Source organism: Demequina sp. NBRC 110055 (assembly GCF_002090135.1).
Lineage (GTDB): Bacteria > Actinomycetota > Actinomycetes > Actinomycetales > Demequinaceae > Demequina.
Map to the genome: position 1 here is coordinate 67,731 of NZ_BBRL01000007.1, position 12,474 is coordinate 80,204.

Genomic DNA, 12,474 nt, shown 5'->3' on the forward strand with positions numbered 1-12,474 from the left:
CGGGCGTCAAGCGACAAGGAGATAATGAGACTGTGACCACCATCGGACTCGGAATGCCCGCCATGCCCGCCCCCGTCCTCGCGCCGCGGCGCAAGACCCGCAAGATCAAGGTCGGGACCACCTACGTGGGCGGCGACGCGCCCGTCTCGGTGCAGTCGATGACGACCACCAAGACGCACGACATCAACGCGACCTTGCAGCAGATCGCCGAGCTCACCGCAGCCGGCTGTGACATCGTTCGCGTGGCCTGTCCCACGCAGGACGACGCGGACGCGCTGCCCGCGATCGCCAAGAAGTCGCAGATCCCCGTGATCGCGGACATCCACTTCCAGCCCAAGTACGTCTTCGCCGCGATCGAGGCCGGCTGCGCCGCGGTGCGTGTGAACCCGGGCAACATCCGCAAGTTCGACGACCAGGTCAAGGAGATCGCGCAGGCGGCGAAGGACCACGGCACGAGCCTGCGCATCGGCGTCAATGCGGGTTCGCTCGACCCGCGCCTACTGCAGAAGTACGGCAAGGCGACTCCCGAGGCACTCGTCGAGTCGGCCGTGTGGGAGGCGAGCCTGTTCGAGGAGCACGACTTCCACGACTTCAAGATCTCGGTCAAGCACAACGACCCGGTCGTGATGGTCGAGGCGTACAAGCAGTTGAGCGAGCGCGGCGACTGGCCGCTGCACCTCGGCGTGACCGAGGCGGGCCCCGCCTTCCAGGGCACCATCAAGTCCGCCACCGCCTTCGGTGCGCTGCTCAGCCAGGGCATCGGCGACACCATCCGCGTGTCCCTGTCCGCGCCCCCCGTCGAGGAGGTCAAGGTCGGCCTGCAGATTTTGCAGTCGCTCAACCTGCGTGAGCGCAAGCTCGAGATTGTGTCGTGCCCCTCGTGCGGCCGCGCCCAGGTGGACGTGTACGAGCTCGCCGAGAAGGTCACCGCCGGACTCGAGGGCATGGAGGTGCCGCTGCGCGTCGCCGTCATGGGCTGCGTCGTGAACGGCCCCGGCGAGGCCCGCGAGGCCGACCTGGGCGTCGCGTCGGGCAACGGCAAGGGTCAGATCTTCGTCAAGGGCGAGGTCATCAAGACCGTCCCCGAGTCGCAGATCGTCGAGACCCTCATCGAGGAGGCCATGCGTATCGCCGAGTCGATGGAGCCCGTCGAGGGCGCCTCGCCCCAGGTGGTCGCCACCTCATGACCGATTCGCTGCTCCGGCGCGCTCAGCACACGCTGGCGCCGGCGCAGCGACGCGACCTTCCGGCCCTCGCGCAACTGTGTGCGGCCGATCCCGTGACCCATGTGGTGCCACGCATGCATCTCGATGCGGCGCTGCGCTCCGGCGTCGTGCCCGGCGGGCTGTGGGTGGTGCGCAGGCGCGTGGGACTCGGCCGCGAGATCGCGGGCCTCGTGTGGGCCGGCGCGAACCTGTCGGTCGCGTTGGCGTCCGTGGGGGAGGCCGATGCCGTGGATGACCTGCACGCCGACCTCGCCGCCGCAATGGTGGGGCGGCTGAGTCGCCCTGCGGCGCTCGTCGGTGAGGCCGCGCTCATGCTCGACCTGTGGGGGCGGGTCGAACCGTGGTGGGGGCCCGCTCGCGAGGTGCGCGAGCATCAGGTGTCGATGAGGATCGACGGCCCTGCGCAGCCGGTTGCACCTCTCGACGCCGCCGACGTGGACCTGGACCCCGTCCGACTCGCGACCCCCGAGGACTACGACGCGCTGCTGCCCGCATGCGTGCACATGTTCATCGGCGAGGTGGGCTACGACCCCATGCGACACGGGCGCGCCGCCTACGAGGACCGGCTGCGCTTCCTCATCCGTGCCGGCCGGGCGTATCTGCAGATGGGCATCGTCGACGGCGTGCGCCAGGTGGTGTTCAAGGCGGAGGTGGGTGCGCTCGGGGGAGAGGTCGCCCAACTGCAGGGCGTCTGGGTGCATCCGGCCCTGCGCGGACGCGGGCTGGCGCGCGCGGGCCTCGTCGAGGTAGTCGACCAGGTGCGCGCACACACCGCGCCCACAGTCTCGCTGTACGTCAACGACTTCAACGATGCCGCGCTCGCGGCCTACCGGGCGGTCGGGTTCCGCGAGGTCGGGGTCTTCGCGACCGTGATGTTCTGACGCCTCCGCTGAGGCGAGCCGACGGTCGAAGCGCGACCACGGCATCGGCCGCCCGCCACTAGGCTTGACCCCATGCTTCGCATGTCCACGATCTTCCTGCGCACGCTGCGCGAGAACCCCGCCGACGCCGAGGTCGCGTCGCACCAGCTGCTGGTCCGCGCCGGCTACATTCGCCGCGCCGCGCCCGGCATCTATACCTGGCTGCCGCTGGGCCTCAAGGTGCTCGCCAAGGTCGAGCAGATCGTGCGCGAGGAGATGGACGCCGCCGGCGGCCAGGAGGTGCACTTCCCCGCGCTGCTGCCGCGCGAGCCCTACGAGGCAACCGGACGGTGGGACGAGTACGGTCCCAACCTGTTCCGCCTGAAGGACCGCAAGCAGGGCGACTACCTCCTCGCACCCACGCACGAGGAGATGTTCACGCTCCTGGTGAAGGACCTGTACAGCAGCTACAAAGACCTGCCGCTGACGATCTACCAAATCCAGACCAAGTACCGCGACGAGGCGCGCCCCCGCGCGGGACTGCTGCGCGGGCGCGAGTTCATCATGAAGGACTCGTACTCGTTCGACATTGACGACGAGGGCCTCGACGTCTCGTACGCCGCGCAGCGCGCCGCCTACATCCGCATCTTCGAGCGCCTGGGCCTCGAGTACGTCATCGTGCAGGCGCAGTCGGGCGCGATGGGTGGCTCGAAGTCCGAGGAGTTCCTGTCTCCCACCGAGGTGGGCGAGGACACGTTCGTGCGCTCGCCCGGCGGCTACTCGGCTAACGTCGAGGCCGTCACGACGCCCGTGCCGGACGCGATCGACTGGTCCGATGCCCCCGCCGCGCACGTTGAGGACACCCCCGACACCCCGACGATCGAGACTCTCGTCGCCGCGGCCAACGCCGCTCACCCGCGCGAGGACCGTCCCTGGACCGCAGCGGACACCCTCAAGAACGTGGTCCTCGCCGCGACCAACCCCGCGGGCGAGCGCGGCCTGCTCGTGATCGGTGTCCCGGGAGACCGTGACGTCGACCTCACGCGTGTCGAGGCGGCCCTGTCGCCCGCGACGGTCGAGGCCGCGAACGAGGACGACCTCAAGGCCCACCCCGAGCTCGTCAAGGGCTACATCGGCCCCGAGGCCCTGGGACCGCAGGCCCGGCCCGAGGGCGTCGAGCTCGACTCCGAGGACGACACCGCCATTCCGTATCTGCTCGACCCGCGCGTGGTGCCCGGCACGCGCTGGATCACGGGCGCCAACGTCCACGGCAAGCACGTCTTCGACCTCGTCGCCGGTCGCGACTTCGTGGGCGACGGCGTGATCGAGGCCGCCGACGTGCGCGCCGGCGATCCCGCCCCCGACGGCTCGGGTCCGCTCGAGCTCGCACGCGGCGTCGAGATCGGTCACATCTTCCAACTGGGCCGCAAGTACGCCGCGGCGCTCGACCTCAAGGTGCTCGACGTCAACGGCAAGCAGCAGGTCGTCACGATGGGCTCGTATGGCATTGGCGTCACGCGTGCCGTCGCGCTGCTGGCCGAGAACAACCACGACGACCTCGGCCTCGTGTGGCCCATCCAGGTCGCGCCCTTCCACGTGCAGGTGGTGGCGACGGGCAAGGACCAGGCGGTGTTCGACGCCGCCCAGGAGCTCGCCGCCGGCCTCGAGGCCGCAGGCGTCGAGGTGCTCTACGACGACCGCCCCAAGGTCTCGCCCGGCGTGAAGTTCAAGGACGCCGAACTGCTCGGTGCGCCCTACATCCTCGTCGTCGGCCGCGGTCTCGCGGACGGCGAGGTCGAGCTCAAGACTCGTGCGAGCGGTGCGAGCGAGAATGTGCCGGTGGCCGATGCCGTGGCTGAGCTCTCGCGCCGTGTCGCCGAGGCGCTCGCGGCCTAGGACTCCGCGGTGATCCCCGGCAGTGCCGGGATCACCGCGTCGTGGGTGCCAGGCTCGGCGTAGGCGGCGGCCTGCGCGTAGGCGTCGAACGCCGCCGAGAGAACCCACGGCTTCTCGGCATCGTCGAGGCCGTCGAGTAGGGCGGCGTATCGATCTCCCAGGGCCGTCTCGGCTGCCTGGGCGGCGCTGACGCGCCCGTCGGCATCCTCAAGACCCTCGTTGCTGACGACGTAGATTGGCGCGCGCCGGTCCTCGACGCCGGGTAGAGCGGCGAGGGCCTCGGCGCGGGCGTCCTGCAGGTCGCGCCGCGCGAGCCACTGCTCGCGTTCCTCGTCGCTCGCCTTGGCCGCGAGTACCTCGTAGAGGTAGCGCGTGCGGTCGTGTTCCTCGACCAGGGTGGCGAGGGTGTCGACGTCGAGCGCCGTGGCTACCGGCACGGCGTCGGTGGTGTCGGTGGGTGCCGAGGAGAACAGGCGCAGCTCCACCACGTCGGTCTCGGGGTCGGTGAAGGTCGTCTCCGCCCACCACGCGTACCAGCCCATGAGGCCATGCGACAGCGCCGTGGAGGTCAACATGAACGCGAGGTCGTCGTCGGAGGTCTCCAGCGCCGCGGCGATCGCGCCGTCGCGGGCGGTCTCCACGGCATCGGCCGCCGACGTGGTGGGCGACGCCGACGGCGACGGTGTCGCGTCGGGGTAGGCGACATAGACGCCGCCCAACGCGGCTAAACGCTCCGGCGCGGCCTCGCCCTCGTAGGCGGCAAGCACCTCGTCCGATGCGGTGCCGTCGGATCGAGATAGTGCGTCGATCACGGCCTGCTCGCGTTCGGCCGCAGCGTCGCGGGTCACGGTGACGGCGTCGGGTGAGGGCCAGGTGGGCTCGGGAGTCTCGAGTCTCCAGGAGCAGCCGGTGAGGGCGACCGCGATGGCCGCGGCGAGGCCGACCGTGGCGGCGGCGCGGGTCGCTGTCATGGCCGTCATCATCCCACGCGGCCCGGGTAAGATGTCTCCGACCGAACTTCAGCAACGGAACGCGTGTCGCACGCGTGGGGAGGCGATGCCATGGACATCTCTGACAGGATTGCCGACCTCGCAGGGCCGGCTGCCGAGACCGCGGGTCTCGTGCTCGATGCGGTGACGGTGTCACCCGCAGGCAAGCGCACGCGTGTCGTCGTGACGGTCGATCTGCCCGAGACCGAGGTCGGCTCGGCCGACCTGGACCGCGTGGCCGACGCCTCGCGCGCGATCGGCGCGGCACTGGACGAGGCCAATGTGCCGTCCACGCCCTACGTCCTCGAGGTCTCCACCCCGGGCACCGACCGTCCCCTGACTGAACGCCGCCACTTCCTGCGCGCGCGCACCCGCCTGGTCGAGCTCGCGCTCACCGAGGGCGCCGTCACCGGACGCCTGACCGATGTCGACGGGGACACCTTGGTGCTCGACGTCGACGGTGAGCGCCGCGAGGTCGCGCTGGCGGACGTGCAGCGCGGGCAGGTCGTCGTTGAGCTGAAGCGTCTCGACTAGACAGCAGTAGGAGAAACACATGGATATCGACATGCTGGCCCTCAAGGGCCTCGAACGGGAGAAGGAGATCTCCCTCGACGTCCTCGTCGACGCGATCGAGCAGGCGCTGCTGTCCGCGTATCACAAGACCCCCGGTGCCTACCGTGACGCCCGCGCCCACGTGGACCGCGTCAGCGGCCGCGTCGCCATCTTCGCGCGTGAAGACGCGGAGCCGGACGAGGACGGCGTGGTGGTGCGTCAGCCCGAGTTCGACGACACCCCCGACGACTTCGGCCGCATCGCGACCGCGACGGCCCGCCAGATCATCATGCAGCGCATGCGCCAGGTGGGCGATGACGCGGTGCTCGGCACCTACGCCGACAAGGCTGGCCACCTCGTGTCGGGCATCATCCAGCAGGCGGCCGACCCGCGCGCCGTGCACGTCGACATCGGCGACGTCGAGGCCGTGCTGCCCCAGCACGAGCAGGTGCCGACCGAGTCGTACCCCCATGGCGAGCGCATCCGCGGCTACGTCCTCGACGTCTCGCGCGGCAACAAGGGCCCGTCCATCACGCTGTCGCGCACGCACCCCAACCTCGTGCGTCGCCTGTTCGAGATGGAGGTGCCCGAGATTGCCGACGGCACCGTCGAGATCATGTCGCTCGCACGCGAGGCGGGCCACCGCACCAAGATGGCGGTGCGTGCCACCGTCCCGGGTGTCAACCCGAAGGGCGCGTGCATCGGCCCCATGGGCTCGCGCGTGCGCGCCGTCATGAGCGAGCTGCGCGGCGAGAAGATCGACATCGTCGACTGGGACGAGGACCCCGCCACCTTTGTCGGCAACGCCCTCAGCCCCTCGCGGGTGGTGTCGGTCGAGGTGATCGACGAGGAGGCGCGCGCCGCGCGTGTGGTCGTGCCGGACTTCCACCTGTCGCTCGCGATCGGCAAGGAGGGCCAGAACGCCCGCCTCGCCGCCCGCCTGACGGGATGGCGTATCGACATCCGCTCCGACGAGGCTCCCGACACTCCTGCTGCGCGCCACGCGGCAGGGGAGTGACCGCGCGCTCGCCAGGCGCGCTAGACTGTCAAGGCCGAGAAGATATGTCCGCCGACGTCGCGGTGCCCGTGCCAGGCTCATCCGAGCCGGTTCGTACGTGCATTGGATGCCGCGGCAAGGACGCTCGGTCGGCCCTCATGCGGCTGGTCCTTGACGGCGATCACGTGATCGTCGACGAGGCCGCCACCAGGCCGGGCAGGGGAGCGTGGCTGCACCCCCACTCGGACTGCCTGGCACTCGCGATGCGTCGGAAGGCCTTCGGACGAGCCCTGCGCTCACCCGGAGCAGACCCGAGCGGCGTCACGGTGCCGGACCGCAACGGGACCGCGCTCTAGCCCACCATTGAAGACAAGGGATGAAACCCCATGGCTGTCCGATGAGTACCTCGAGATGAGCACCCGCACGTAACAATGGTTCGACCCTGCCTCGGTCGGACCGAGACAGGAGAATTGTGGCTAAGCCCCGCGTTCACGAGATCGCGAAGGAGCTCGGTGTTCCGAGCAAGGAATTGATTGCCAAGCTCAACGAGCTCGGCGAATACGTCAAGGGACCGTCGTCGACCCTTGAGGCGCCCGTCATCCGCAAGGCCCGCGAGGCCTTCCCCGGTGGCGGCGCCAAGGATTCGGCGGCCCCCGCAGCATCGGCGCCGGCCAAGAAGTCCGCGCCGAAGCCCGGCCCGAAGCCGGGTCCCAAGCCCGGTCCCGCGGACGCCGCGCCGGCCGAGCCGGAGCAGCCCGAGGCGAAGCCCGCCGCTGCTCCCGCGCCCAAGCCCGCCGCGAAGCCGGCCGCTGAGGCGCCCGCCGCATCGGCTCCCAAGCCCGGCGCGCCGACCCCGGCCGACATGCCCAAGCCCCGCCCCCGACCGGGCGGCAACAACCCGTTCTCGGAGCGCTCGGCCGGACCCCGTCCGCGCCCGCGTCCCGGCGGTAACAACCCGTTCCAGACCAACCGTCCTGGGCCCCGTCCCGGCGGCGGTCGCCCGGGTGCTCCCGGCGGCCAGGGTGGCCCCGGCGGCGCTCCCGGTCGCGGTGGCCCTCGCCCCACGCCCGGCCAGATGCCGCAGCGCGCCACGCCCGGTCTCGCCCGTCCCGGCGCCCCCGCGGGTGGCCGTGGTGGACGTCCCGGCGCCCCCGGCGCCGGTGGTCCTCAGCGTCCCGGCTTCGGTGGCGGTCCCGGAGGCCGTCCCGGCCCCGGCGGTCGCGGTCGTGGCGGCACGGCAGGTGCCTTCGGTCGTCAGGGCGGCAAGCCCGCGCGTTCGCGCAAGAGCAAGCGCGCCAAGCGGGCCGAGTACGAGCAGCAGCAGGCTCCCGCCATTGGCGGCGTCAACATTCCTCGCGGTGACGGTTCGACCCTGATCCGTCTGCGTCGCGGTGCGACCCTGACGGACTTTGCCGAGCGCATTGACGTCAACCCCGCGTCGCTCGTGACCGTCCTGTTCCACCTGGGCGAGATGGCCACGGCGACGCAGTCGCTCGACGAGGACACGTTCGAGACCCTCGGTGCCGAGCTGGGTTACAAGATCCAGATCGTGTCGCCCGAGGAGGAGGACAAGGAGCTGCTCGAGGACTTCGGGCTCGACCTTGAGGCCGAGCTCGAGGCGGAGACCGATGAGGATCTCCAGCCCCGGCCCCCTGTCGTCACCGTCATGGGTCACGTCGACCACGGAAAGACGCGCCTGCTGGACTCGATCCGCAAGGCAGACGTCATTTCCGGCGAGGCCGGCGGCATCACCCAGCACATCGGTGCCTACCAGGTTCACCACGAGCACGAGGGCGTCACCCGCGCCATCACGTTCATCGACACCCCGGGTCACGAGGCGTTCACCGCCATGCGTGCCCGTGGCGCCCAGGTGACCGACATCGCGATCCTCGTGGTCGCGGCCGATGACGGCGTCATGCCCCAGACGATCGAGGCGCTCAACCACGCTCAGGCCGCCAACGTGCCGATCGTGGTCGCGATCAACAAGATCGACAAGGAAGGCGCGAACCCCGACAAGATCCGTCAGCAGCTCACCGAGTACAACCTGGTCTCGGAGGAGTGGGGCGGCGACACGATGTTCGTCGAGGTCTCGGCCCGTGACGGTCTCAACATCGACGGCCTGCTCCAGGCGGTGCTGCTGACCGCCGACGCCGGCCTTGACCTGCGTGCCAACCCCGACAAGGACGCCCGTGGTGTCGCTGTCGAGGCGCACCTGGACAAGGGCCGCGGTGCGGTCGCGACGGTGCTGGTCAACTCGGGAACGCTGCGTGTGGGTGACTCGATCGTCGCCGGCACGGCCCACGGCCGTGTGCGTGCGATGTTCGACGAGCACGACAACCCCGTCGACGAGGCCACGCCGGCACGCCCGGTGCTCGTGATCGGTCTGACGTCGGTGCCCGGCGCAGGCGACACGTTCCTGGTCGCGGAGGACGACCGCACCGCCCGTCAGATCGCGGAGAAGCGCGAGGCCGCCGAGCGTGCCGCTCAGCTCGCCAAGCGCCGCAAGCGCATCTCGCTCGAGGACCTCAACAAGGCGCTCGAAGAGGGCAAGATCGACACCCTCAACCTCATCATCAAGGGTGACGTCTCCGGTGCCGTCGAGGCACTCGAGGACGCGCTGCTCCAGATCGATGTGGGCGACGAGGTCGACCTGCGCATCATCCACCGCGGTGTGGGTGCCGTCACGCAGAACGATGTCAACCTGGCCACGGTCGACAACGCGATCATCCTGGGCTTCAACGTCCGTCCGGCCGAGCGGGTCCAGGACCTCGCCGACCGCGAGGGCGTCGACATGCGCTTCTACTCGGTCATCTACCGTGCCATCGAGGACGTCGAGGCGTCGCTCAAGGGCATGCTGAAGCCCGAGTTCGAGGAGAAGCAGGTCGGCTCGGCGGAGATCCAGGAGATCTTCCGTTCCTCGAAGTTCGGCAACATCGCCGGATGTCTGGTGCGCAGCGGCAAGATTGTCCGCAACGCCAAGGCACGTGTGGTGCGCGAGGGCGTCGTCATCGGCGAGCCCACCATCGACACCCTGCGTCGCTTCAAGGATGACGCCACCGAGGTCCGTGAGGGCTTCGAGTGCGGTATCGGCCTGGGCAAGTTCAACGACATCCAGGTCGGTGACATCATCGAGACGTTCGAGATGGTCGAGATCCCGAGGGACTAATGGTCGACAATGCACGAGCGATGAGGGTCGCGGGCACCATCAAGAAGGTGGTCGCCCGCGCCCTCGAGACCGAGATCAAGGACCCCCGCCTGGGGTTCGTCACCGTGACCGATGTGCGTGTCACCGGTGACCTCCAGCAGGCGTCCGTGTTCTACACCGTGTACGGCGGGGACGAGGAGCGCGCGGCCACGGCCGCCGCCCTCGCCTCGGCGAAGGGCCGCTTGCGCACCCTCGTGGGGCGCGACCTCGGCATTCGCCTCACGCCCTCGCTGGAGTTCCACCTCGACGCCGTGCCGGAGACGGCCGCGACGCTCGACAAGGCGCTCCACGAGGCGCAGCAGCGCGACGAGGAGCTCCGCCGTTTGCGCGAGAACGCCTCGTACGCGGGTGACGAGGACCCGTACCGCCGCAAGGACGAGGATGGCGACGACGCCTAAAGCCGAGCCGGCCCCCGGGCTGGTGCTGGTCGATAAGCCCGCGGGCTGGACATCGCACGACGTCGTCGGGCGCATGCGCCGGCTCGCGGGCACCCGCAAGGTGGGCCACGCCGGCACGCTCGATCCGATGGCCACGGGCCTGCTCGTGATCGGCATCGGCAAGGCCACCAAGCTGCTCACCTACGTGGTGGGCCACGACAAGGTCTACGAGGCCACCATCCGGCTGGGCCAGTCCACGGTGACCGACGACGCCGAGGGCGACGTGACCGCGTCCGCTGACGCCAGCGGCGTCACCGACGCCCAGATGGCCGATGCCGTGGCCGGCTTGACCGGCGACATTCAGCAGGTGCCCAGTTCCGTCAGCGCCATCAAGATCGACGGCCAGCGCGCCTACAAGCGGGTGCGCGACGGCGAGGACGTGGCGCTTCCCGCCCGTCCCGTCACGGTGCACGACTTCGAGATCCTCGCGGTGCGCCGAGAGGGCGACCTGATCGACCTCGACGTGCGCGTCGACGTGTCCTCGGGCACCTATGTGCGCGCCCTTGCGCGCGACCTCGGCGCGGCCCTGGGCGTGGGCGGTCACCTCACGGCGCTGAGGCGTACGAGCGTGGGTGACCTCGAGGTTCAGGACGCCATGACGCTCGACCAGTTGGGCGCCATGGTGGACGCCGGGGCAGAGGTGCCCCGCCTGCCGCTGGGAGCGGCCGCTGCGGACATCCTTCCTGTGCGGGCGCTCACCGACCGCGAGGTCGCCACGCTCGGCTTCGGACAGTGGCTCGACGCCGACACGGAGCTCGCCTATGACGGCCCCCTTGCCGCGCTCGACTCCAACGGCGACCTGGTCGCCATCGTCGAGCGCAAGGGCGACAAGCTCAAGCCGCAGATCGTGTTCCGCACGGCACACGGCTGAGCGGCCGGCGCCGTCGCGACGAAGGTCCCGCCCGGAAGCGCGGACGACTTCGTAGCCTGACGTCATGATCGACACCCCCTCGACGCGCCCGTCCATGCTGGGGTCGGCGGCCACGGCCGGACACATGAGCGCGCTCGCGTCCCTGTCAGGCCTGGTCAGCGTGCAGCCCGAGGCCACCGTGTCACGCACGGTCCTCAAGGCCGAGGGCGTCCGCATCGTCATGTTTGCCTTCGACACGGGGCAGGTGTTGACCGAGCACACGGCAGCGATGCCGGTGCTGATCAGCGTGGTCTCCGGGGCTCTCGACATCACCGCGGACGGTAGTACCGAGCGGCTCATTCCTGGCGGAGTCATTCACCTGGACACGCGGCTGCCCCACGCCGTCGAGGCACTCGAGCCGACGATCATGGCGCTGACGATGCTGGACGCACGGTAGGTCGAGCCACCCAATTCCGGCACAATGGCGCCATGCAGATCTGGCGTTCGCTCGACGACGTGCCGGCCGAGCTCGGCCCCGCGGCCGTCACCATCGGAAATTTCGACGGTGTCCACCGTGGCCATCAGGCGGTCCTCGAGCAGATGGTGGCCGACGCCCGCGGGCGGGGTGAGCGCGCGATCGCGATGACGTTTGAGCCCCACCCCAAGGCGGTCCACGACCCCGAGCACCCCCCTGTGCTCATCACCGGACTGGACGACAAACTCGACTTCATGGCGGCAACAGGGCTCGACGCCACCATCGTGGTGCCCTACACGCTCGACTTCGCGCAGCAGACTCCTGAGGAGTTCGTGCTCACGTGGCTGGTGGAGGGCCTGCACGCCGCGACGGTGGTGGTGGGCCAGGACACCAAGTTCGGTCGTGGCAACGCGGGCGACGTGACGACCCTGCGTGACCTCGGGCAGGCTCATGGCTTCGAGGTCCACGTCATCGACGACGCGTGCGCGATCTCCGAGACGGGCCGGCGCTGGTCGTCCACGTGGGTGCGCGAGCTGCTCGACGACGGCAAACTCGTCGAGGCCGCCGCCGTCCTCGGCCGCCCCCACCGCCTGCGCGGCACCGTGGTGGACGGCGACAAGCTGGGCCGCACCATCGGTTTTCCCACCGCAAACCTCGAGGTCAGCGGCGGCATGATCCCTCGTCACGGCGTGTACGCAGGATGGCTCACGGTGCTGACGCCCGGGAGCGGTGCGGGCGCCACCCAGACGGCCGCGCGCCTGCCCACCGCTATCAGCATCGGCTACAACTACACCGTCGGCGTCGAGGAGTTGCGCGTCGAGGGCTTCGTGATCGATGCCGCCGGGCTCGACCTGTATGGGGCCGAAGTCGCCTTCGACCTGGTGCAGTGGCGCCGGCCCATGCTTGACTTCGGCTCGCTCGAGGCGCTCATCGAGGCGCTCGACGAGGACGTCGCCTGGTGTCGAGGCGTGTTACAACTCGATTAAA

The 12,474-nt window shown here is 70.0% G+C and carries 12 protein-coding genes; 11 read left to right on the forward strand and 1 reads right to left on the reverse strand.

Translation table 11 applies throughout. The features are described from left to right. Positions 1-53: 53 nt before the first annotated feature. From ispG to B7K24_RS08475, 3 genes are all read left to right on the forward strand, one after another. Positions 54-1,187 (forward strand): flavodoxin-dependent (E)-4-hydroxy-3-methylbut-2-enyl-diphosphate synthase, encoded by a 1,134-nt coding sequence (gene ispG, locus B7K24_RS08465; protein ID WP_084130030.1) that lies wholly within the window; start codon positions 54-56, stop codon positions 1,185-1,187. Beyond that, complete coding sequence (locus tag B7K24_RS08470) at positions 1,184-2,107, forward strand: GNAT family N-acetyltransferase (protein WP_084129905.1); 924 nt, start codon at positions 1,184-1,186, stop codon at positions 2,105-2,107. Before ispG ends, B7K24_RS08470 begins: the two co-directional genes overlap by 4 nt. A gap of 81 nt (positions 2,108-2,188) precedes the next feature. After that, positions 2,189-3,982, forward strand: a complete 1,794-nt coding sequence (locus B7K24_RS08475) for a proline--tRNA ligase (RefSeq protein WP_084130031.1) — start codon at positions 2,189-2,191, stop codon at positions 3,980-3,982. Here the strand turns inward: B7K24_RS08475 and B7K24_RS08480 are convergent. Further along, positions 3,979-4,953 carry a hypothetical protein gene (locus B7K24_RS08480; RefSeq protein WP_084129906.1) on the reverse strand — a complete coding sequence of 325 codons (975 nt, stop codon included), beginning with the start codon at positions 4,951-4,953 and terminating at the stop codon, positions 3,979-3,981. The genes B7K24_RS08475 and B7K24_RS08480 overlap by 4 nt on opposite strands. A 90-nt stretch (positions 4,954-5,043) precedes the next feature. On the opposite strand from B7K24_RS08480, the gene rimP reads away from it, so the two are divergent. The 8 genes from rimP to B7K24_RS08520 all read left to right on the forward strand — a co-directional run bounded on the left by rimP (position 5,044) and on the right by B7K24_RS08520 (position 12,473). Beyond that, entirely contained in the window at positions 5,044-5,505 is a 462-nt protein-coding gene (gene rimP, locus B7K24_RS08485; RefSeq protein WP_084129907.1) for a ribosome maturation factor RimP, read from the forward strand. Between the two features lie 19 nt (positions 5,506-5,524). Then, positions 5,525-6,541, forward strand: a complete 1,017-nt coding sequence (gene nusA / locus B7K24_RS08490) for a transcription termination factor NusA (protein ID WP_084129908.1) — start codon at positions 5,525-5,527, stop codon at positions 6,539-6,541. 44 nt (positions 6,542-6,585) lie between these two features. After that, complete coding sequence (locus tag B7K24_RS08495; protein ID WP_084129909.1) at positions 6,586-6,876, forward strand: YlxR family protein; 291 nt, start codon at positions 6,586-6,588, stop codon at positions 6,874-6,876. A 116-nt stretch (positions 6,877-6,992) separates the two neighbouring features. Beyond that, complete coding sequence (gene infB, locus B7K24_RS08500) at positions 6,993-9,686, forward strand: translation initiation factor IF-2 (protein ID WP_084129910.1); 2,694 nt, start codon at positions 6,993-6,995, stop codon at positions 9,684-9,686. Continuing rightward, positions 9,686-10,123 (forward strand): 30S ribosome-binding factor RbfA, encoded by a 438-nt coding sequence (gene rbfA, locus B7K24_RS08505; RefSeq protein ID WP_084129911.1) that lies wholly within the window; start codon positions 9,686-9,688, stop codon positions 10,121-10,123. Before infB ends, rbfA begins: the two co-directional genes overlap by 1 nt. Beyond that, the gene (gene truB, locus B7K24_RS08510; protein ID WP_084129912.1) at positions 10,107-11,033 is read left to right on the forward strand and encodes a tRNA pseudouridine(55) synthase TruB; all 927 of its coding nucleotides are present in this window, start codon (positions 10,107-10,109) and stop codon (positions 11,031-11,033) included. The genes rbfA and truB overlap by 17 nt, the downstream gene beginning before the upstream one ends. A 64-nt stretch (positions 11,034-11,097) precedes the next feature. Beyond that, on the forward strand, positions 11,098-11,469 hold the full coding sequence (locus B7K24_RS08515) for a cupin domain-containing protein (protein WP_234986638.1): 372 nt from the start codon (positions 11,098-11,100) through the stop codon (positions 11,467-11,469). A gap of 32 nt (positions 11,470-11,501) precedes the next feature. After that, the gene (locus B7K24_RS08520; RefSeq protein ID WP_084129913.1) at positions 11,502-12,473 is read left to right on the forward strand and encodes a bifunctional riboflavin kinase/FAD synthetase; all 972 of its coding nucleotides are present in this window, start codon (positions 11,502-11,504) and stop codon (positions 12,471-12,473) included. The last annotated feature ends 1 nt before the right edge of the window (position 12,474 follow it).